The organism is Cohnella fermenti (assembly GCF_004801405.1).
GTDB lineage: Bacteria > Bacillota > Bacilli > Paenibacillales > Paenibacillaceae > Cohnella > Cohnella fermenti.
Genome location: NZ_SSOB01000007.1, coordinates 82,156 through 104,815 on the forward strand (window position 1 = coordinate 82,156; position 22,660 = coordinate 104,815).

General features: G+C 63.8%; 14 protein-coding genes. 12 read left to right on the top strand and 2 right to left on the bottom strand.

The genetic code is table 11. From position 1 onward, the window contains the following. Positions 1 to 57 precede the first annotated feature (57 nt). The 10 genes from E6C55_RS07215 (at position 58) to E6C55_RS07260 (ending at position 12,615) form a co-directional block, all read left to right on the top strand. Complete coding sequence (locus E6C55_RS07215) at positions 58 to 1,725, top strand: response regulator transcription factor (protein ID WP_136369105.1); 1,668 nt, start codon at positions 58 to 60, stop codon at positions 1,723 to 1,725. Between the two features lie 201 nt (positions 1,726 to 1,926). Continuing rightward, the gene (locus E6C55_RS07220) at positions 1,927 to 3,255 is read left to right on the top strand and encodes an ABC transporter substrate-binding protein (protein ID WP_168735513.1); all 1,329 of its coding nucleotides are present in this window, start codon (positions 1,927 to 1,929) and stop codon (positions 3,253 to 3,255) included. 85 nt (positions 3,256 to 3,340) lie between these two features. Further along, entirely contained in the window at positions 3,341 to 4,261 is a 921-nt protein-coding gene (locus E6C55_RS07225) for a carbohydrate ABC transporter permease (protein ID WP_136369107.1), read from the top strand. A 1-nt stretch (position 4,262) separates the two neighbouring features. Next, complete coding sequence (locus tag E6C55_RS07230) at positions 4,263 to 5,087, top strand: carbohydrate ABC transporter permease (RefSeq protein WP_136369108.1); 825 nt, start codon at positions 4,263 to 4,265, stop codon at positions 5,085 to 5,087. A 200-nt stretch (positions 5,088 to 5,287) separates the two neighbouring features. Further along, on the top strand, positions 5,288 to 8,179 hold the full coding sequence (locus E6C55_RS07235) for an alpha-L-rhamnosidase (RefSeq protein WP_168735514.1): 2,892 nt from the start codon (positions 5,288 to 5,290) through the stop codon (positions 8,177 to 8,179). After that, positions 8,176 to 8,853: a cyclase family protein gene (locus E6C55_RS07240; RefSeq protein ID WP_136369110.1), complete on the top strand. Its 678-nt coding sequence runs from the start codon at positions 8,176 to 8,178 to the stop codon at positions 8,851 to 8,853. Before E6C55_RS07235 ends, E6C55_RS07240 begins: the two co-directional genes overlap by 4 nt. Before the next feature lie 4 nt (positions 8,854 to 8,857). Next, entirely contained in the window at positions 8,858 to 9,844 is a 987-nt protein-coding gene (locus E6C55_RS07245) for a C-terminal binding protein (protein ID WP_168735515.1), read from the top strand. Further along, positions 9,841 to 10,890 carry a zinc-dependent alcohol dehydrogenase gene (locus E6C55_RS07250; RefSeq protein ID WP_136369112.1) on the top strand — a complete coding sequence of 350 codons (1,050 nt, stop codon included), beginning with the start codon at positions 9,841 to 9,843 and terminating at the stop codon, positions 10,888 to 10,890. The genes E6C55_RS07245 and E6C55_RS07250 overlap by 4 nt, the downstream gene beginning before the upstream one ends. A gap of 41 nt (positions 10,891 to 10,931) precedes the next feature. Then, positions 10,932 to 11,696, top strand: coding sequence for an SDR family NAD(P)-dependent oxidoreductase (locus E6C55_RS07255; protein ID WP_168735516.1), 765 nt, complete (start codon positions 10,932 to 10,934; stop codon positions 11,694 to 11,696). A 19-nt stretch (positions 11,697 to 11,715) separates the two neighbouring features. Next, positions 11,716 to 12,615 (top strand): fumarylacetoacetate hydrolase family protein, encoded by a 900-nt coding sequence (locus tag E6C55_RS07260; RefSeq protein WP_136369114.1) that lies wholly within the window; start codon positions 11,716 to 11,718, stop codon positions 12,613 to 12,615. A gap of 959 nt (positions 12,616 to 13,574) precedes the next feature. On the opposite strand, the gene E6C55_RS07265 is transcribed toward E6C55_RS07260, so the two are convergent. Together E6C55_RS07265 and E6C55_RS07270 are read right to left on the bottom strand one after the other, a co-directional pair. Then, positions 13,575 to 14,519: an NHL repeat-containing protein gene (locus tag E6C55_RS07265; protein ID WP_136369115.1), complete on the bottom strand. Its 945-nt coding sequence runs from the start codon at positions 14,517 to 14,519 to the stop codon at positions 13,575 to 13,577. Positions 14,520 to 14,577: 58 nt separating this feature from the next. Continuing rightward, complete coding sequence (locus tag E6C55_RS07270; protein ID WP_168735517.1) at positions 14,578 to 15,384, bottom strand: phytanoyl-CoA dioxygenase family protein; 807 nt, start codon at positions 15,382 to 15,384, stop codon at positions 14,578 to 14,580. A 117-nt stretch (positions 15,385 to 15,501) separates the two neighbouring features. On the opposite strand from E6C55_RS07270, the gene E6C55_RS07275 reads away from it, so the two are divergent. Further along, complete coding sequence (locus tag E6C55_RS07275; protein ID WP_168735518.1) at positions 15,502 to 16,410, top strand: AraC family transcriptional regulator; 909 nt, start codon at positions 15,502 to 15,504, stop codon at positions 16,408 to 16,410. A gap of 140 nt (positions 16,411 to 16,550) precedes the next feature. Continuing rightward, positions 16,551 to 22,649, top strand: a complete 6,099-nt coding sequence (locus E6C55_RS07280) for an S-layer homology domain-containing protein (protein ID WP_168735519.1) — start codon at positions 16,551 to 16,553, stop codon at positions 22,647 to 22,649. The last annotated feature ends 11 nt before the right edge of the window (positions 22,650 to 22,660 follow it).

Below are 22,660 nucleotides of genomic sequence, written 5' to 3' on the forward strand. Positions count from 1 at the left end.
AGAGCAGGCGGACAGAGGCAGACGGAGGAAGGCTGACGAAGGAGGGGGACGATAATCATGCGCAACGTCATGATCGTGGATGACGAATCGCTCGTGCGGATCGGCTTGCAGTCGATGATCGATTGGGAGGCGCACGGCTACCGGATAACCGGCGTATACAAGAACGGCGAGGAGGCGCTGGCCGCCTGCGCGCGTCAAGCGTTCGACGTGGTGCTGACGGACATCCGGATGCCGGGCATGGACGGCTTCGAGCTGATTCGCAATCTGCGAACGGTCATTCCCGGCGCCCGGGTCGTCGTGCTGAGCAGCTACAACGACTTCGAATATACCCGCCAGGCGATCCGCCTTGGCGTGAGCGACTATATCTCCAAGTACGAGATGGAGCCGGAGGAGCTGCTTCGCGTGCTGGACGGACTCGACTTCGCTTCGCCGCCTGCGGGCGGCTCTGCTCCTTCGTCGCATGGAGCCGAAGGCATGGCGGAGAACGAGCCGGCGACGGCGACGGAAGCTCGTCTGCTGCTGGAGCGCACGGCCTTCCGCGTCTCCGGAGAAGAGACGCGGCAGACGGCGGGCTCGGCGGCGTACCCGGCTCTGTCGTCGGAGCTGGAGCGGCGCGGCCCCGGCTTCCGCTGGGTTGTGTTGCATCCCGTCGCGCGGGACGGCGGTTATTCCGCCGAGGAGCGCAAGGCGATGCTGCATCTGGCCGAGGAGCTGTTCGCCCGGCTCCGGCGGCCGCTGCTGTTCGGCGAGAGCGCGGGAGCGCTGCACGGCGCATTCGGCTGCGGCGTTTCTGCGTCTGCATATGCGTCCGCGGCAGAAGCCGAAGCCGGGGCCGGAGCGGAGGGCCGCGACGGGGAGCAGCGCGAGGAGGCCGCGAGGATGGCGGCCGAATGGATCGCGGCATGCCAGCAGCAGCTCAACGTGACGCTGGCCGTCGGCTTCTCGGCTCCGCTGCCGTTGGACGGCGATTGGGCGGCGGCCCGGGCGGGCGCCGAGGAAGCCGCGGACGTCGCGCTGTTCGAGGGAGGCGTCCGCTTCCGCGAGACGTGCGGCGAGCGGGGCGGCATCCCCGACTCGGATTGGCTGGAGCTGTACAAGGGGGTTAAGCGCCGAATCCAGTACATGCAGTTCGGTGCTCTCGGGGACGAGCTGCTGGCGCTGCTCCAGGAGCGGGGAGACCGTTACCGGCCCGCCGAGTGGGTGCGCTTTGGAACGGCTGCGGCCTCGCAATTGGCGGACTTCCTGATCGAGCGGTACAACCCGTCGCCCGCCGAGCTGCGGGAATCGTTCGGGGCGAACTGGCCGCTCGCGGAGGCGGCGGGGGCGGCGCGCACGGCTGCCGAGTGGCGTTCCGCGCTCGCCGGCATCGTCGAAGGGGCGGCCCAATTGGCGGCGCGCAAGCAGGCGAAGGACGGCTGGCTCATTCGCGTCAAGCAATATGTCGCGGAGCGCTATTCCGAGCCGATCCGGCTCGAGGACGCCGCGCAGCTTGCGGGCTTCAGCGACAATCACTTCGGCCAGCGCTTCCGGCAGGAGACCGGGCTGCCCTTCACCGACTACGTGACGGAGGTCCGCATCAAGGAAGCGATCCGGCTGTTCCGGGAGACCGAGCTGTCGACCGAGGAGATCGCCGAGCGCGTCGGCTATGCCAACCCGAATTACTTCGTCAAAGTGTTCAAGCGGGCGACGGGCCAGACGATCAAGCACTTCAAGAGCGGCCTCTGAGAATGGCACAGGAATCGTTGAATTTGGAACCAGCCCGCAGGCTCGGACGGCAAACTCCGGTTGTTCTGGCATGGGGACCGGGCGCGAATGCATGGAGATAACGGCGTGGTTGCGCTTACAATGAATTCAGATCGCGATCGCAGCATCCGCTTCGATATTTTCCATCGGTATATGACATTCGCCAAACCGGGAGGGTCCACTATGAAAATTCGCAAATCGCTTGCCGGAATCGCCGCCTTCGCCTTGCTTGCGTTGACGCTTCAAGCGTGCGGCGGAGGCAACAATGAGGGCAACGCCTCGTCTGCGCCCGCTTCATCGGCTCCGGCTTCGTCGGAATCGTCCTCCGGCTCTTCGTCCGGCGGGGAGAACGTCACGCTCAAGGTATGGGGAGACCTCGGCAATCAGGCCGTGCTGGAAGAGCCGTTCAAGGCCATCAACGCCGCGTTCGAGCAGAAGTATCCGAATATTAAAATCACCTACGACTTCGCCCAGAACGATCAGAGCCTGAACGTCGCGCTGCAGGCCAACGAGCTGCCCGACCTGTTCTGGGTGCAGGGCGACAAGACGTCCAAGATGGGCGAGATGGTGAAGAACGGCTTCCTGCTCGACCTGACTTCGTTCAACATGGACCTCAGCCGCAACTCCGATCCGGAGAAGGCCTACTGCACCGTGGACGGCAAGCTATACTGCTCGCTTCCTTCGTTCTTCGACACGAACGTCGTGTACTACAACAAGGACCTGTTCGAGAAGAACGGCGTCTCCGTTCCGACGACCTGGGACGAATTCGTGGCCGGGCTCGACAAGCTGAAGGCGGGCGGCGTGACGCCGATCGCGTTGGCGGGCAAGAGCGAGTGGGATCGCGCATGGCCGATCTTCGCCTTCGCTCCGGCGTTCGCGAATACGGCGCTGCAGAACGCGATGACCGGCGCGGGCACGATGGCCGACCCGTCGATCGCCGAGATGCTGCAGGCATTCCGGGACTTCGCCGACAACGGCTACTTCGGCAAGGACTTCCTGGCGCAGGATATGGCGGGCGCGCAGTTCGCGTTCACGAACGGCAAGGCCGCCGCGATTATCGACGGAACCTGGAACAACGCGACCTATGTCTCCTCCGGCATCAACCTGGGCCGCTTCCCCGTGCCGAACAAGGAGGGCAAGCGGGTCGTGCAATCCAGCTACAGCAACTTCATGACATATGCGGTCTCCTCCAAGACGGAGCATCCGGAGGAGGCGGTCAAGTACCTGGAGTTCCTGAGCAGTCAGGAAGCGCAGCAGATCATGGAGGACGCGACCGGCCTCGTGCCGACGATCTCGGACATCGTGCCGAAGGATGAAGGCGTCAAGGAGCTGGCCGTATTCGACGAAGCCGGGCTCAACATCTACTCCGTGCTGACGGCTCTCTCGACGACGGAGTCGAACGCCGCCGACATTCTGATGAAGGACGTCATTCCGAAGCTGATGACCTCTGCCATTACCGGCGCGGAAGGCGCCGATATCCTCGACAAGGCCGCCCATTACCCGGCCGGCTAAGCCGGTCCTCCCAATCTGGAGGGAAGCTGCGGCGGCGACGATTGCGTCGCCGCGGCTTCCGTCCGCGCGAAGGAAGGTGGCCGCCGTGGCCTGGATTCGCAGCAAGCCCTTCATCTGGTTTATTCTGCCGGGCTTCTTGTTGTACTCGCTCTTCTCCGTCTATCCGATCTTCTCGGCCGTCCAGATCAGCCTGACCAAGTGGGACGGCATCGGGAGCAAGACCTTCGTCGGCTTCGGCAACTATGCCGAGCTGTTCTCCAATCAGGAGCTGTTCCGCCAATTGACCAATGCGCTCGGCCACAGCGCGACCCTGTTCGCGCTGAACGCGCTTGTCGTGCTGCCCGCCCAGCTGTATCTCGCCTACCTCATCTATGGGAAAATCCGGGGACACCGCTTTTTCCAAGCGATGATCTTCTCCCCGCAATTCATAGCGACACCGGTTATCGTGTTCATGGGGACGCTCGTATTCGACGGCAATATCGGCGTGTTCAACAAGCTGCTGGAGCTGGTCGGCCTGGGCAATTGGACGCGTCCGTGGATGGGGCTTCCCGAGCTGGGCATCTACATCGTCTGGATGCTTGTCGCCTGGTCGGGCATCGGGGTCGGGATGATCTTCTTCCTGGGCGCGATGAAGATGATCTCCCACGAGATCATCGAGGCCGCGCTGCTCGACGGCGCCTCGTATTGGGGCCGCCTGTTCCGGATCGTGCTGCCCCAGATCAAGACAACGATTCTGAACATGCTCATTCTGACGTACATCTTCGCGATGACGATCTTCGACTACAGCTTCATTCTCGGCGGCGCATCCGGAGGCATCAACCGCAGCGTCGACGTGATGGCGCTCTTCTTCTACCGCATCTCGTTCGGCGACAACAGCGCCGTAGGCGGCACCGCCAACGTCAACGCGATGGGCATGGGCACGACGATCGCTTGCGTCATGTTCGTCATCGTCTTCGTCGTGGCGCTTGCGCAGGTCGCCATTACTTATCGCAGAGGAGAGGATTGACATGAGGCTGCGACCGAAGCGAACTCCCCTCAGCGCGGCGATTCTGTGGCTGTATTCTCTTCTGACGCTGCTGCTGCTCGGCTACATGACCTACCAGGCGCTGCGTCCGAAGAAGGAGCTGCTCTCCGCGACGTTCGGCTGGCCCAAGCATCTCGGTCTGGGCAACTTCCGCAAGCTGTTCGTCGAAGCCGGCTTCTTCACTTATCTTCTGAACAGCGCGTTGATTCTGTTCGGCTCGCTCGCGATCGTCGTGCTGCTGTCGACGATGACGGCCTACGGCATCGGCAAGTTCCGCTTCCGCTTCAAGGGCGGACTGCTCCTCTACTTCCTGATCGGGCTGATGTTCCCCGTTCAGCTCGGCATCGTGCCGATCTTCCTGCTCATTCGCGATCTGCATCTGCTTAATACGCAATGGTCGGTTATTCTGGTGCTGGCGTCCGGGCTGTCGATGCCGGTGTTCCTGCTGACGACCTTCTTCGCGAAGCTGCCGCACGATCTGTACGAGTCGGCCAAGATGGACGGCGCGAACGAATGGACAACCTTCGTGCGGGTGATGTTCCCGCTGGCGAGCCCGGTCACGTTCAGCGTCTGCATCATCATGTCGATGCAGATCTGGAACCAGTTCTTCGTGCCTCTGATTCTGCTGCAGAGCGAGAGCCGCAAAACAATTCCGCTCATGATCATGAAGTTCACGAACAATGTGCTGTACAACATGGACCTGGCGCTTGCGGGCTCCGTCATGGCGACGGTTCCGCTGCTGATTCTGTTCTTCTTCTTCTCCGGCCGCGTCATCGAAGGGGTGGCGGCGGGCGGGGTGAAGGGATAGGAGCGGATCTCCTCTTCGCCGCGCGCCCCCTCCCCCGCGTCCTTTTCCCTCTCGCGGCATTAGGTGTCCTCTCCCGTTCGTTCAGGATCGGCATGGGCGGCGAGGGGAGGCTCCTGAGTCAAGGGGAGAAGAGGCATAAGCATCCGGATGGGGGATGGCGCTCTTGTCATACCTGCAACTTGAAGAAAGGGGAATACGAGATGGCTTCGCTTCAAGCCGTTCGGCTACGGACGGAATATTTGGACAATCCGCTCGGCATCGACGCGACCGCTCCCCGGCTCGGCTGGAGGCTGACCGAAGCAGGCGGATTGGCGGACGCGGGCGGACGCCGAGGCGCGGCGCAGAGCGCCTATCGCATCGTGGCGGCGTCCTCGGCGGATCGGCTCGCGGGTGATGGCGAGAATGCCGAGGATGCCGAGAATGCGGGGAATCAGTGGGACCTGTGGGATTCGGGCGTGGTGGCGTCGACAGAGTCGCAGCATATCGTCTACGGCGGCGTTCCGCTGTTCTCGGGACAGCAGGTGTTCTGGAAGGCGAGAGTGTGGGACGAACGCGGCGAGCCGGGGCCCTGGAGCGATGTCGCTTCCTGGTCGGTCGGCTTGCTGAGCCGCCGGGATTGGCAGGGCTGCTGGATCGGCCGGAGGATCGGGCGCAAGCCGACCCGCGAGCAGCCGCTGCCCGCCGTGTACCTGCGGCGGCGCTTCGCGGCGTCCGCGGGCATTCGGCGTGCGACGGTGTACGCGACGGCGCTCGGGCTGTACCGGCTGCACCTGAACGGCGCGCGTGTCGGAAGCGACGAGCTGTCGCCCGGCTGGACGGACTACCATGTCCGCGTTGCGTATCAGACGTACGACGTGACGGAGCTGCTGCGCCCCGGCGACAATGCGTTGGCGGTTGCTCTCGGCCACGGGTGGTACACCGGCTATATCGGCATGTACGGCTACCAGAAATACGGAATGGACCCGTCCTTCCTGCTGCAGTTGAACATTGAATACGAGGACGGCGCGACGGAGTCGGTCTGCACCGACGAGAGCTGGGTCGTCTCGTACGGCCCAATTGTCGGCGCCGATCTGCAGATGGGCGAGAGCTATGACGCCCGGCTGGAGCAGCCGTTCTGGCAGCAGACGGCGTTCGACGATACGGGCTGGGAGCCGGCCGAGCGCATGTACGATTATCGGGGGCTTGTCGTCGCCCAGATGGCTCCGCCTGTCCGGGCGATGCAGGAGCTGCGGCCGGCGGAGGTCCGGCGGCTGGGCGGCGACCGCGTGCTCGTCGACATGGGGCAGATGACGAGCGGCTATGCGCGCGTCGCGTTCCGGGCGTCGCGCGGCGTTGCGTACACGCTGCGCTACGCGGAGGCGCTGGACGAGAACGGCGAGCTGTACACCGCCAATCTGCGCCTCGCGCGCCAGACGGACTCCTATACGTGCGCGGGCAGCGGACGGGAGACGTTCGAGCCGATCTTCACGTACCACGGCTACCGCTACGTGGAGATCTCGGGTGGGCCGCCGCCTGCCGCCGAAGACATTGTCGGGATCGTGGTGCATTCCGCGCTGCCCGAGACCGGGAGGCTGGAGACGTCCGATCCGCTCGTCAACCGGCTGCTGGCCAATATTGTGTGGACGCAGCGGGCCAACTACATGAGCGTGCCGACCGACTGCCCGCAGCGCGACGAGCGGCATGGCTGGACCGGGGACGCGCAGATTTTTGCCCGGACGGCCGCTTACAACATGGAGGTGGCGCCGTTCCTCGACAAGTGGCTGACCGATCTCGACGACGGCCAGCGCCCGACCGGCGCCTATACGGACTTCGCCCCGTTCATCTTCGGCCCGAAGACGGAGTTCGACAATGACTTCACGTACACGCATACCGCCTCGTCGGGCTGGGCGGACGCGCCGCCGATCATCGCCTGGCTGCTGTACGAGATTTACGGCGACCGCGAGGTGCTGCGCCGCCACTATTCGGGCCTCAAGCGCTGGATGGCGTTCAACGAGACGATGTACCCGTCCGGCATCCGGCGCGACGCTCCGCAGTACGGCGACTGGCTGTCGCTGCCCGAGCGTCCGCTCGAGGAAGCGAAGGCGGAGCTCGGCTGGCTCGTGGATTCGTTGTCGACGACGCCGTACGATGTGTTCGGAACGGCTTATTATGCGCACGGGGCGGCGGCGACGGCCGCTATCGCGAAGGCGCTCGGCGAGGAAGCGGATGCGGAGCGCTACGGAGCGCTCGCCGCTTCCGTTCGGGAAGCGTTCGTGCGCGAGTTCGTCGGAGCGGACGGCGTCATCAAGGGCGACACGCAGACCGTGTATGCGATGGCGCTTGCGTGGGATCTGCTGCCGCAGGAGCGGCGGGCGGAGGCGTTGGCTCGCCTGACGGGCAAGATCGAGGCGGGCGGCGTGATGGCGGCGACGGGCTTCCACGGGACGCGGCTGCTCATGGACGTGCTCAGCGACGAAGGGCGCGAGGATCTGGCGTTCGGCCTGCTCGTCCGCAAGGAGTATCCGTCCTGGCTGTACTCGGTGCTGCAAGGCGCGACGACCATCTGGGAGCGTTGGGACGGTTGGACGGAGGAGCGCGGCTTCCAGCGGCCGGGAATGAACTCGTTGTGCCATTATGCGTTCGGCGCGGTCGGGGAATGGATCTACAAGCATGTCGGCGGCATTGCGTCCGATCCTTCGGCGCCGGGCTTCGCCCGCGCGATCGTGCGGCCGAGGCCGCTGGGCGGGCTGACGCGGGCGAGCTGCAGCTACGACTCGATTCGAGGGCTGTATGAGGTCGTCTGGCGGCTGGACGGCGCCGGGAAGCTGACGCTGGAAGCGGCGGTGCCGGCGGGTGGCGAGGCGATTGTTCACGTGCCGTCGCTGCCGGGAACCCCGGTGCTGGAGACGGGCGGGATGAAGATGGCCGGAGCGGCGTTCGCGGCAGACGCGGCGATCGGCGGAGAAGCCGTGGAGAGACGGGGCACGCCGGCTTCGGAGGCGGAGGGAGTCGTCGCCCTCGGACGGGTTGGAGACTGCGAGACGTTCCGGGTCGGCTCCGGCCGGTACCGGTTCGTCTCCGAGTGGCATCGGGAAGGGGGGATTCGCCCATGACGCGAAGATTGATTGATCTGTCGATGGATATTTATCATGGAGCGCCTACATTCGCTTACGATCCCAAGTGCGCCGTCGTCGTCCACAACACGGTGGACACGATCGGCTACAACATCACGCAGCTCTCGATGAGCACGCACCAAGGGACGCACCTGGACGCTCCGTTTCATTTTCTGAATGAGGGCAATACGGTGGACCGGCTCGATCTGGATCGGTGCATCGGCGAAGCGCTGCTTGTCGATCTGTCGCACAAGCGGCCGAAGGAGCCGATCGGAGTCGCCGACTTCGCGCCGTATGCGGACCGCATCGGAGAGGGCACGCGGCTTGTGTACCGGACGGATTGGCACCTTCAATATCCGATGAAGCACTACTTCAGCGACTTCCCCTATATGACGCTGGAGTTGGCCGAGTGGCTCGCGGAGCGCAGAATTGCGCTGATCGGGATGGACGTGCCGACGCCGAATCCGACCGACTACGACCCCGTTCACAAGGCGCTGCTGCGGGCGGAGATCGTCATCGTGGAGGGCTTGGCGAATCTCGGGGCGATTGACCGGGAGCACTTCTTCCTCATGGCGGCCCCGCTGAAAATCACCGGAAGAGACGGAGCGCCGATCCGAGCGGTTGCCCTGATCTCGGATGACGCATCGAAGCCGGGAGCGGAAGGAGAGGGGTGAGGGCATGTTGACAGCTCGGACCAACTGGAAGGTGGCGGTCACCGACAGCGGCTTCCCCGATCTGGCGCCGGAGGCCGAGGCGCTCTCGGGCACGGGGGCGTCTCTCGCGCCGGGCCGCTGCCGGACGGCCGAGGAGGTCGCGGCGCTCTGCGCCGACGCCGATGCGGTGCTGACGCAATGGGCGCCCGTCACCGCCGAGGCGATCGCGGCCATGACGCGCTGCAAGGTCATCGTCCGCTACGGCATCGGCGTGGACAACGTCGATCTGGAGGCGGCGCGGGCGAAGGGCATCCCGGTGGCGAACGTGCCCGACTACGCGATCGAGGAGGTGGCGGATCATGCGCTGAGCTTGCTGCTCGCCTCCGTCCGGCGCATTCCGCAGGTCGCCGCCCAGGTGCGGAAGGGCGTCTGGGAGATCGCCCCGTGCCGCCCGATCGTCGGCCTGCAGGGCCGCAAGCTCGGCGTGGCCGGCTTCGGCAATATTGCGAGGGCGGTCGTTCGCCGCGCGCAGGCGTTCGGCATGACGACGCTGGCTTACGATCCGTATGCGGCCCCGGACGTCTTCGCCCGGCACGGCACGGAGCAGGCGGACTGGGAGACGCTGCTGGCGGAGAGCGACTTCGTCTCGATCCATCTGCCGTTGAACGGGCAGACAAGGCGGCTGTTCGACGACCGCGCGTTCGCAGCGATGAAGCCTGGCGCGCATCTGATCAACACGTCGCGGGGCGGAGTCGTGGACACGGACGCGCTCGTGCGCGCGCTGCGTGAAGGCCGGTTGGCCGGCGCGGCGCTCGACGTTCTGGATGAGGAGCCGATCGCGGCGGGGCACCCGTTGCTGCAGCTTGATTCGTGCATCGTGACAAGCCATTGCGCTTGGTATTCGGAGAGCTCGCTGCTCCGGCTGCAGCGGTATGCCGCTCTGGAGGTGCGGCGCGTGCTGGAGGGCGGACACCCGGTTCATGTGGTGAACGGGGTGGAGGCGGTCCGATGAGGGCGCTCGTCTGGCACGGCCCGCAGGTGTTGGCGCTTGAAGAGACGAAGCGGCCCGAGCCCGGACCCGGAGAGCTGCTGCTGCGCGTGGACGCCGTCGGCATCTGCGGCAGCGAGCTGGAAGGCTACCGCGGCCACAGTGCGGTGAGGCAAGCGCCGCTTGTCATGGGCCACGAGTTCGCCGGAACCGTCGTCGCGGTCGGAACGAGTGTCGGGGCTGAGCCGCTCGCGGCCGGGGCGGGCAGCGGGGCCGATTCGCTCTTGGGTCGCCGCGTCGTCGTTAATCCGCTGCTCGCCTGCGGCGTCTGCCCGCGCTGCCTGGAGGGCCGGCCGAACGTATGCAGGCAGCGGCGCATCGTCGGCATCCACCGGCCCGGGGCGTTCGCGGACTATGTGACCGTGCCGTCCCGCAGCGCGATTCTGTTGCCGGACGGCATGGACGCCGCACTGGCCTCGCTCGCGGAGCCGCTGGCCGTCTGCGTGCACGGGCTTCGTCTTGGCACGCCGGAGGGGGCGTCGCCGCCGGATCTGCTCGTGCTGGGAGCGGGGCCGATCGGCCTGCTCGCGCTGCAAGCGGCGCGGGCGGCCGGGACCGGCAGGGCGCTCGTCGTCGACCGCCAGCCGCCGCGGCTTGCGGTCGCCCGCGCGCTGGGCGCCGAGGCTTGCTTGCCGGAGGAGGCGGAGGCCGTCTGCCGCGAGCTGTTCGGCGAGGACGGGCCGGGCACGGCCGTCGACGCCGTCGGCGTCCGGCAGACCCGGGAGGCGGCGATTCGTCTCGTCGGCGCCGGCGGGCGTGTCGTGCTCGTCGGCCTCGGCCAGGACGACAGCCTGTTGCCGATGAATTTGGCCGTCCGCAAGGAGCTGGCGCTGCTGGGCTCCTACACCTACGACGAGGCCGAATTCGCAGAGGCGATCCGGCTGCTCGAGACGGGGGCCATCGCCATGGAAGGCTGGACCGCCCAGTGCGGACTGGAGGAAGCAGCGGCGGTCTTCGCCGCATTGGATCGGGGCGACAGTCCGTTCATCAAGGTGATTGTGCGTCCTTGACGCGGGAGCGGCAGTGCCGACCGAACGGGAGGGGGATGGAGATGCGGGGATTACAAGGCAGAACCGCCGTCGTCACGGGCGGCGCGCAAGGCTTGGGCGAGGCGATTGTCCGCCGACTGGCGGAGGAAGGCTGCTCCGTGTGGCTGGTCGATCGGAACGAGGAAGGGGCCGGGACGGCTCGAGCAATCGGCTCCGCGACCGGCTCCGAGGTTCGCTTCGCTCGCGTCGATCTGGCGAGTCCGCAGCAGATCGAGGAGCTGGCGGCGAGTTGGCGGAGCGGGGCGATTCGTCCGTCCATTCTCGTGAACAACGCGGCTGCATTCGTGTTCAAGGGGGTGGAAGCGACGCCCGAGGAGTGGGACCGGATTCTAGGCGTCAACATCAAGGGTACTTCGACGATGACCAAAGCGGTCGTGCCGCTTATGAAGGAAGCCGGCGGAGGCTCTGTCGTGAACCTGTCGTCGGTAAGCGGGTTCGTCGGCCAGCGCCAGTTCGCCACGTACAATGCCACCAAGTTCGCGCTGCGCGGGCTGACCAAGTGCTGGGCTTACGATCTGGCGCCCGACGGCATCCGCGTCAATGCGGTCTGCCCGGGCTACATCCGGACCGCCGCCTTCGAGCGGTCGTGCGAGCTGCTCGGCATCGACGCGGAGGAGGAGAACGCTCGCATCTCGCTTCTGCACATGCTGGGCCGTCAGGGACGGGCGGAGGAGGTGGCGGGAGCGGTTGCGTTCCTCGCCTCGGACGACGCCAGCTTCATTACGGGCAGCGACCTGATGGTCGACGGAGGATTCACGGCGATATAGAAAGGCGGAGACAATCGACATGAAGCTGCTTAATTACAGAAGCCCGGCCGACGATGCCGTGCGGCTCGGCATCTCGACCGAGGCGGGAGTCATTGACGTCGCCGCAGCCGCGGCTGCGGCGAATTTGCAGGCGACGGTCGGGGCCGACACCGACGGCTGTATCGCGGCCGGATCGAGAGGGCTCGCCGAGCTGACGGCGCTCTGCGAGTGGGCGTCGCGGCAGGGCGAGCCGGGAAGCTGGCTGCTGCCGGAGGCAGGGCTGCGGCTGGCGCCCTGCGTACTCCGGCCGGGCAAGCTGCTGTGCGTCGGGCTGAATTACCGCAAGCACGCGGAGGAGACGGGAGCGTCGATACCGGCTTATCCGGTGCTGTTCAGCAAGTTCGGCAATGCGCTGGCGGCGCACGGCGACGAGATCGCGCTCCCGGCGGCCTCGCGCGAGGTCGATTACGAGGCGGAGCTGGCCATCGTCATCGGCCGGGCCGCCCGCGACGTTCCCGTCGCGGAGGCGCTCGACCATGTGTACGGCTATTGCTGCGCCAACGACCTGTCGGCGAGAGACCTGCAGCTCCGCACCTCGCAATGGCTGCTCGGCAAAAGCTGCGACGGCTTCGCGCCGCTCGGCCCTTGGCTCGTGACCGCGGACGAGGTCGGCGATCCGAACCGCCTCGCCATCGGCTGTACGGTGAACGGCGTTGCACGGCAGCGCTCCGACACCTCCGATATGATTTTCCGTTGCGATGAGATCGTAAGCTACGTGTCCCGCCACATGACGCTGCTTCCCGGCGACGTCATCCTGACCGGCACGCCGGAAGGCGTCGTGCTCGGCTATCCCGAGAGCGAACGCGTCTATCTGCGGCGAGGGGACATCGCGGAAGTCGAGATTGCCGGCTTGGGCCGTCTGCGCAACCGGTTCGTCTGAGAATGGCGGGGTGCGGATCGGTACGGTTAGAGAAGTGCGAGAGGTCTCGCGGACGCCGACGGCGCGCCGCGAGACTTCTTGGCATCGCATGAAGCCATAGGCCGAGCCCGGCCCCCCATCCGAGCCCATCCAAGAGAGAAAGACCCCGCCGCCGAACCCGCCAGAACGCGCCGAACCTGACAAATCCGCCAGAACCCGCCGAAACCATCAGAACGCGCCGAACCTGACAAATCCGCCAGAACCGCCACAACCCGCCGAGCTCACCGAACCTGCCAGAACCCGCCGACCCTGACAAATCCGCCGGAACCCACCGCCCCTACCGAACCCGTGGAAGCCGCCGCCAACCCCGCCGACTCCGCCAAGCCCACCGACCCCGCCGCCGAACCCGCCGACCCCGTCAAACCCGCCCGCCGAAGCCGAGGGCCATCAAATTTTATGTGAAAAATCACATTGGCGCAGCTTGATAAGGGGGAGTTTGGACGGTTTTATGTGAAAAATAGCATACATGGAGAAAATTCCGGCTTGAATGGCTGGATATATGCTAAAAATCATATAAAACGCCGCGATTGCCGCCAATCCAAGCCAACGAATGTGAAAAACCACATAAAATCGCAAAAGTTACCGGGCTGGGGGAACGGCAGGGGACGATCGGAAGCGACTAGGGGGCGAATAGAGGGAGCGTGAATAGAGGGAGCGTGAATAGAGGGAGCGAATAGTGGAAGCAAATAGTGGGAGCGAATAGAGGGAAATAAGAGGCAAACGAGGGTCGATAGGAAGCGAACGGGTGGCGATAGGAAGCAAACGTGGGGCGACAGGACGCGAATGGAGCGACAGTAGGCGAACGGATGGCGACAGGACGCAAATAAGTCGAATAGAGCGGCGAATGGCGGCGAGGGAGAGGATGGGGATTAATCTCGAACCAGCGCCCGGATTGATCCCGCCCCAACCTCGCCGCCCCGTCAACCTTCCCGGCCGGTCGGCAGCCACTTGGTGATGCGGCCCTGCGGCACCCACTCGACGACATAGATGTGGCCCGAGCGGTCGACGTGCAGGGCATGGGGCGAGACGAAGCCGCGCTCCGGCCACTCGGCGGGCGGGATCGCCGGCCAGCGGGCGTCCTGCCACAGTCCGTCCGGCTCGCCGAGATGGGCGATGACGCGGAAGTCGGCGTCCGTGATCGAGACGCGGCCGTTCAGATCGGGGATGTAGAAGCGATCGCCCGCGCCGACCAGATCGCAAGGGAGGCGGAAGTCGCCTTCGTGCGCCTGCAGCAGCCGGCCCTCCGCGTCATAGCTCACGAACCGGCGATGCCGGCGGTCCGCCACATAGACGATCGGCTCGACGCCGCGCCCGTCGACCCACAGGCCGTGCGGCTCGTGCAGCTTGTCGAAGCCGTCGCCGCGTCCGCCCCAGCACTGCAGCCATTGGCCGTGCCGGTCGTAACGATGGACCAGGTACTGGCCGTAGCCGTCCGCTACGTAGATGTCGCCGTTCGGAGCGACGTCCACGTCCGTCGGCCGGTACGCCCGCGGCTCCGGATAGATGTCGGGCAGCGGCGGCACGCCGAGCGTCAGCACTTCCTCGCCATCCAGTGTATGCTTGGCGACCCGACCCCTGGCGATATCGGTGACATACAAATATTCGGTTCCGTTCTCCTCCCGATGCAGGCACAGCCCGTGGGCGCCTTCGGCGTAAGCTTCGCCCCAGGAGGACACGAATTGCCCATCCGGCGCGAAAATCGCGACAGCATGGACACTCATATTGAATATATAGAGGAGGCCCGCCGCGTCCTCCGCGATTCCGTGCGTATAGCCGAGCGAGATGCCTTCGGGCATCCGCGCCCAGTCGCGAAGCGGCGTATAAGTATAAGCCGCCGCTTCGCCGTCCTGGCCGTGTTCTGTCATTCGTCATAGCCTCCTTGTACTTGTCTTCTGTCTGTTAACGGCCGCTCCGGCAATCGCCTCAGCCCTTCCTGGCAAGCAGCGGGAACCGGGGGCCCGCGATCGGCTGTCCCTTCTCCAGACCTGTGCCGTCGGTAATGACGTGCGGGTCGCCGCTGTAGGTAACGCCATCCGGCATGAAGATGATCGCCAGCACCCGGCGCGGCTTGTCGGTCGAGTTGGCATGGGCGTAGTGGAAGGTCAGGCCGTCATGGAAGGTACAGCTTCCCGCCTTAAGCGGAACGACAACCGGCTTCTGCGCGTCAGCCTGTCCCCCTTCGATATAGTCGAAGATGTTCTGCGGGTCCGTCAGATCGATGCCCTTCAGCTTGCCCAGCTGGTTCGACTTGGGGACGAACGCCATGCAGCCGTTCCGCTCGTCGACGTCGTCGAGCGTCAGCCACAGCGACATCATGCCGGGATTGGCTTCGTTCACTGGCCAATAAGGCGTATCCTGGTGCCATGGCGTCGCCTTGGAATCTCCCGGCATTTTCCACAGGCCGTGATCGTGGAACAGGCGGATGCCGGAGGCGCCGGTGAGCAGCCGGGCGGCCTCGGCGAACCGGGGATGCGTCGTATAGCGGCCCATGCCCGCATGATCGCGCCAGACGCTCACCTTCTGATTGAGCACACGGTAGTACAGCCCGCCCTTCTTGTCGGTGCTGACGGAGCGGTCGCCGTCATTCTGCATCGCTTCCTCCAGGAACTCGCGCAGCTCGGCCAGCTCGTCCGGGGCAATCATATTGTCGACCTGCACGAAGCCGTTCTCGCGATAGAAGTCGATGTGCTCTTGCGTGATGGGGGTTTGTACTCTTGTCTGAATGGTCATGGGAATCATCCTCCTTGGATATATCGCTTGATTCAAGGATAATGGGAGACAAGCATTCGTTGTATGGAGATTGGTTCGATGAATTTGTATAAAAGTCGGAAAATGAGGTGCGCTTACATGGAGATGCCGCAACGGATCGATTACCGTCTGCTGTCGCCGTACGTTCGTTATGTACACGAGGTTGAGATCGCGCCGGGCTCCCTTGCGTCGGAGCGCCACATCTACGATTACGAGTTTATTTTTGTCGTAAGCGGGGAGGGACGGCTGCGCCTGGGAGATCGCTGGCACGAGATGAAGAGCGGGGACCTGTTCTATATTCGGCCCCATCTGGCCAACGAGATGATCGTGACGGGCGAGCGCCCGATGGATTGCTTCGCGGTTCATTTCGATTATGTCTACCTGGGAGAAGGGCACGAATTCTCGCCATATTCCGTCTATCTGGGACAAGGAGGCGAGGAGAACAAGGGACGTCTGCAGGAGCGTCCGTCGGTGGAGCTGTCCGAGCTGGACATCCCGGAGGCGATGGCCGTCGGCGACGTCAGAGGCTTCTATGAAGCGTTCCGGCGGCTGAATGACGGCTTCCGGCTTGGCGGAACGGGAGCGAGGCTAACAACCAAGGCGGCCTTGATCGGCCTGCTGGCGCTTCTGAGCGAAGAGCTGATGACGCGGGAGGGGATACGGATCGGTCACCCGCATGCGGACACCGTATTGGACGCGATCCGCTACATGGAGAGCCGATATGCGGAGCGGATCGATGCGGCGCTGCTCGCCGGGAGGGCGGGGTTCACGCCGAAGTACTTCGGGACGCTGTTCAAGCAGGCGACGGGAACGACCGTGTCGGCCTATCTGCTTCGGCTGCGCATGGATCACGCCAAGCGGCTTCTGGCGCAGCGCAGGCTGACCGTCGAGGAGGTCGGCGCTTGCGTCGGCATTCCCGACATCTATTACTTCAGCAAGCAGTTCAAGAAGGCGGAAGGGATGTCGCCGAGCCGGTACGCTTCCTCCATCGGCTGGCCTTCGGCGTAAGCCGACGCCTGCCGCCTGCCGCCGCAGTCCGGACTTCCGACACCGTCGTCTTTTTTTTCGCCAATTTACCGTCATTTTACCGGCATGCGCTATGCTCTGCTAATCACGCACGATGCGTAGGTTGAAGGAGTGTGTCGGGGTTGAAAAAGGTTATTCTCTATTTGCTCATCATAGCGCTGACGGCGGGACTGATTCCGACGAATGTGCAGGCGGCAGGCTCCACGGACGCCTTGCTCGCCAATCTGCTTGCGGCGGCCGGGCAGGGAGCCGCCGGCGGAGCGGCTGCTTCGACCTCTAAGGATGAAGCCTCGTTCGCCGATATTCAAGGCAACTGGGCGCAGGCTTCGATCGAGCAGTGGCTGAAGGAGGAGCTGATCACGGGGTTCCAGGACGGCACGTTCCGCCCGAACGCCGAGATTACGCGCGCCGAGCTGGCCGCACTCGTCAACCGCGTCATCGGGTACACGGAGACGGCGTCCGTCAGCTACACGGACGTGCCCTCGTCGAAGTGGTACGCGGCAGAGGTCGCCCGCGCGCAAGCGGCGGGCTACATGCAGGGCATGGGCGACGGCACGTTCCGCCCGGACGGGCTCGTTACCCGGCAGGAGGCGGCCGTGCTGATCGCGAGGCTGCTCCGGCTTGATACGGCTGCGAGCGCGGCGGAGGCCGACAAGTTCGCGGACCGGGGCTCCATCGCCACTTGGGCCCGGGAAGCGGTCGGCGCCAACGTGGCGGCGGGTACGATGCAAGGCTACGACGGCAATGTCTTCAAGGCGTCCCAGTCGATTACGCGGGCGGAGATGGTCGTTATTCTCGAGCGCGCCCGCGCCAAGTTCGTGCAGGGCGACGCTCGCGCGACGATGGACAAGGCAGGGATCTACGGGCCCGAGACCGGCACGGCGGCATGGGACGGGGATCTGGTCATCAACGCGGCGAACGTCACGCTTCGCAATGTGATGGTGACGGGCGACCTGCTTCTGGGAGAGAAGGTCGGAGAAGGAGACGTTACCCTCGACAACGTCATTGTGCAAGGGACGATGACCGTCAAGGGAGGCGGCAAGAACAGCGTTCACGTGCTCGACTCGACCATCACCCGCATCGTCATCACGAAGGTGGACGGGCAAGTTCGCGTGGTCGTGCAAGGCTCCACATCGGTCGATCAGGTCGTCATCACCACCGGCTCGACCTTGCAGGTTGTCGGCGGGGACGGGGCCAGCTTTGGCACAGTTACCATATCCGCCACGGGCGAAGTGACGCTGGACGGCGACTTCCCGAACGTTGTCGTGACCACCGCGGTGAACTTGACGATCGCCGGCGGCACGGTCGATACGTTGACGCTGACCTCGCAGGCCGAGGGCGCGCAAGTGACGCTGGACAAGAGCACGCAGGTCCAGACCCTGAACGCGGGGGCGAGCGCCACCGTGGCGGGGTCCGGAACGATCGGCACCGCCTCCGTCACGGCGAATGGCGTCACGATCGCGCAGACGCCGAAGAACGTCATCGTCGCGGACGGGGTGGGAGCGAGCGTTGGGGGCAGCGTGAAGCAAGGCGCAGGCAGCAGCTCGGGCAGCAGCGGTTCAAGCAACGGCGGCACGGGCAGCGGATCGGGCAGCGGCACGGGAGGAAGCGGCTCCGGCGGCGACGGAAGCAGCGGAGGCGAGAATCCGACCGATCCGACAGATCCAACCGATCCTACGGAGCCGACGGTTCCGACCGTCTCCATCGCCGTCGAGAATCTGTCGATGAGCGGGTTCACGATGCGTCTCGGCAGAGCGGTGCCGGAGCTGACCGCCTCCGACATTCTTGTGCTCAACGTGGACGGGATGCCGGCGCTGCTGACCTCGATTGCGTCGATTGACGACGGCTTGACCTTCCAGGCGAAGGGGCATCTGAACGGAGGGGAGACATATTCGCTCTCCATCGCGAAGCCGGGCTACGTCTTTACCGGCGTCGATACCCTCGACGTTCCCGATACGGCCGTGATCAACGGCGCCATGCTCAGCCCGGACAAGACCGAGGTATCGCTGCTGTTCAGCAAGACGCTCGCAACGTTGCCGGAAGCCGACACGGGTCTCGTCGTGACGGAAGGAGGCGTGCCGATTGCGGTTCAGAGCACCGTTCAGAGGGCGAACCTGTACCAGGTCGATCTGAAGCTGGATCATGTGGCGGACGCGAAGCTGCTTCGCGTGTCTTACGAGCCGGGAATCATCGCAGCTACGGATGATACGCCGCTTGCCGCCTTCGACAATCAAGCCGTCAGCGACGGCAGCACACCGTCCGGCATGGCCGCTTATTATCGCGTCGAAGGCAAGACCGCCTCCGAGGTCGCCGCGATCCTGAAGGACGAGCTGTCTCTCGACGCCGATGCGGCCACCGACGCCTTGAGGGTGGGAGGCTTCAATACGAACGCGGTCGTTCAGGCGTTGTACGATGTGTACGGGCTGGCCGACGAGAGCTTGATTACGCTTCTTCTCTCGAAGGATGTAGGCGTTTATCCGCTGCTGATCGCCATGCAGGCCGCAGGCATTCTGAACATCAACGGCTTCGGCAAGTACTTCGGCGTATTCGACGGCAACGCCGTGGCCTTCCTCAAGGCGCTTAAGGTGCTGGAGCACGAGGACGAGAATGGGGATATCGTTACGGGCTACACGGACGAGGAAGCGGCATTGATCGGCGCTTCGTTCGACCGCAAGCAGTTGGCCCAGGCGCTCTTGGACGTGTATGAGGTGTCGGACGAACGGTATGTGGAGGTTGCGCCGTTCTACCGCAGCTTCGCGGAGGATGTCGGAGCCAATCTGAAGGAGGTCTTCGGCGATAATGCCCTTCAGGCTTCAAGCGTCATGCTCGCGGAGGATGTCGCTGCGGGGGATGCGGGCATCACGCTCCGGGACACTTATGACTCCACGGCCCCGGATGCCGTCATTACGCTTCTGACCGCCGGCTATGCCGTGTCCGACCTAATCGGCATGCTGAACTCGGCTTACCCGGACGAGACGGTGCGGAACAAAGCGATGTATCTTCGCGACGCAGGCGTCGACATCAAGGCGGTCTACGAATCGATCGTGCGGCTGGGCGGAGTAAGCTCCGAGGTCATGGGGCAGCTCTACTCGGCGGCGGATTTGACTTACTTGTTCCGCTACTATTACGGATGGGATATTACCTCGATCGCGGATTACTTGTCGATGGCCGGATTCAGCGCGACCGAGGCGGCAAGCGCGATCAAGGACGATGTGCCGTCCCGATACTCGAAGGACCAGATCATCAAGGCGCTGCTCGGCTATTCCCTGGAGCTCGGCATCAAGTACACCGATCCCTACGACTATGGCCAGGTAGCCCTCGCGGTAAGACGATTGTACGGCGATTCGTTCGCCTCTGTCGCTCAGATGCTCGTAAGCTACGGAGTACCGACATATATGACGGCCCATGAAGGCGAGATTACGATCGGAGACGCGCTCAATGCCGCCGGGTTCTCGTGGGATTTAATTCTTAAATACTTGGTGCCGGGCAGCGGCATCTCGGCGACCGAAGCGGTCAATGCGCTGTTCGAGCTTCGCCATATCGGCTACTCGCTCGACTTCCTGGCAGGGGCTCCCGCCCAGATGCTGTTGGACAAGCGGGGCTTCAGCAAGACGAATTGGGACGAGGAAATGATCCTGCTGCAGAGCAGCGGAGAGAACACGACGACAGGCGAGACGATTGACGGCTACACCAACATGGAGATCGCGAAGTATATCATCGGCACCTACGATGGCAGCGACACCGTCAAGGCTGCGATGATCAGCTCCAAGCTGGTTCCGGTCTATGGCGTTGCCGAGTCGATCGGCATCTTGAAGGAATTGCTGGAACCGACACCCGCCCAGTTGCTGGACCTGCTCATTAAGTCGAGGTTCTGCAACGGCAATTACTGCTCGGCCACCGTTGTCGCGCAGGCGCTTAAGGATAGCTACGGGCTTAGCGCGACGCTTGCCGCTCAGACGCTGCGAGGCGCGGCGACTTCGGGTTACAGCAGCGTCTCCGATATTCAGAACGGCATCAGCTCATCCTACGGCATCCAAGTAGGTTCGGTACAACTGCTTAAGGTGCTTCGCGAGACGGGCTTCTCGGCGGCAGACATCTATCGAGGAGCTACCTCGAACACGACGAATCTGAAGAGTGCAGGCTTCAACGCTACCGAGCTCATTCAAGTGCTATCTGCTCAGAACATCGCATCGGGCAAGTGGCCGTACCAATTGAAGCAGCTCGGCTTCACTATTCTCGAAGTGACGGAGGCGCTGCGGAATTCGCTCGGAGGCACGAACTCGGATACGGTCAAGACCAACGTGACCCAGATTCTCGTTGCCGCCAAGACCAATCTGGAGATCTCCGACTCGCTCGACGAGATCGGAGCGGCGATCGGCACGGTATTCGGTGTCGATCCGTTCGGCACGATGGCGAGCGGAGCCCGCGAGAGCGGAACTCCCGCTTCGGTTGCGGCTCAGCAGCTCAAAGCTTCCTTTAACGTGACCGACCCGTCCGTGATGGCGGATGGCTTGAAGGCAGCCGGCTACGACCGCGAAGCCGTGCTGACGGCCATCTTCCAGGTGTATGCGAATGGCAACTTCTTGTCCTCGGGTATTATCGCGATGATGACCGGTGTCGTAGGCAGCGTCTACCCGGATGTCGCGTATCCTATCGACGTGATTATGCCGGCGCTCGGCATAACGACCGCCAAGCAGTCCACGGAGGTCATGAGCAATCTGGGGCAGGACATTGCCGTCACGATCGGGTTGCTGAACCGCGGCTATGGACTTAGCCCGGCCGATACGACAGGCAATCTGTACGAAGCGATGGGCTATCGCGACAAGAAGAACGTCATCGCTGCCGTCGGCGACTACTTCGATACGGACGGGTATTCCCTGTTCTCCAGCTATCAACGGTCGTACGGTCGTACCGCGAATGAGACGTATGTCGCTCTGCAATACGGGTTCGGTCTATCGGATGGCATCGAGATCGCCCGTTACCTGGATGCGGCGGGCTATGGACAAGTCGATATCATTAACGCGATCCGCAACTACTACATGGGAGACGATGCCCGGGCCGATGTGATAGCGAAGACGATCGTCGAGATCTATGGCAATGATTCGGTCGACGTGATCGCCAAGGCGTTAAAAAATCTCGGCTATGTGTACGGCAGTACGGACCTGGCCATCAAGGCCGCTCTGCCGAACATCAGTCAAGTCGATCGAATAACGGCTCTGCTTAATGCTCCTGAGTACCTGTCGAGCATATACGTGCTTCTGGGCCAAGAAGGACCGCTGGAGGACTCGATGATCAACCAGCTTCACAACCTGGGCTTCAATGTCAGGCAGACCGACTCGCTCCTTATGACCAATAACAATTACACCTTGAAGGAGCGGGTCGCCAAGATACGCGATCTGGGCTACCCGTTAACCGATCTGGCCAAGGTCGGCGGGTCGGAATCGGCGATAGGGTCCGTCATGTATGAGCTTGGCTACAGCGTCGAGGACACCGCCCTGATCATGACCCTGATGGGCCTGGCCAAGACGGGCAAGCTAATGGTCTACCTCTATGATGCGGGGTGGCACGAACCGGTCGACATTATCAGGGGCTCCGCCAGCGTCGGCATGACAAGGTTGTGGCTCTTCGGGGAGATGCGCAAGATCGCGCTTACGGACTTGGGCAAGCGATACACATGGACACCCGCGGTTATTGCTCGAGCGATCGCCGAGGGCTCCGACCTGACGATGGTCGAATTGGCGCAGTCCGTCATTAAGTACTACAACTACAATAATGGCATTGTGCTGAGAATGGACATGTTCGACGCGTTGTACGCGGTCAAGGATTATGCGCTTGAAGGAATGAGGGAGGCGGCCGACGGCTCTGAAGGGGACTTCCTCAGCATGCTTACCGAGATCGGCGACAGCGTAGCCTTCAAGGCGCTGCACGACGGAGGCCTCGATGAGAATGAAGCGGCGCGGATCATGAAGTCGAAGGGCTGGGACTGGATCTCATCCACGATCCAACTGCAGCAAGCAGGCTACAGCAGCGGAGAGATCTTCGACGCGCTGTGGGATGTCTACCGCAACGAGCTCGGCCTGCTGATCCTGAACCTGATGTCCTTCGTCGCGCCGCTGGCCGAGCTGGGCCTTGCCGAGCAACTGTCGAACTACGCGAAGGTCGCGAAGTTCGTCATGAGCAAGGCGATGAACTACGGGGCTCTCCACGTGGGTGACCTCTAAGCCAGGCATCA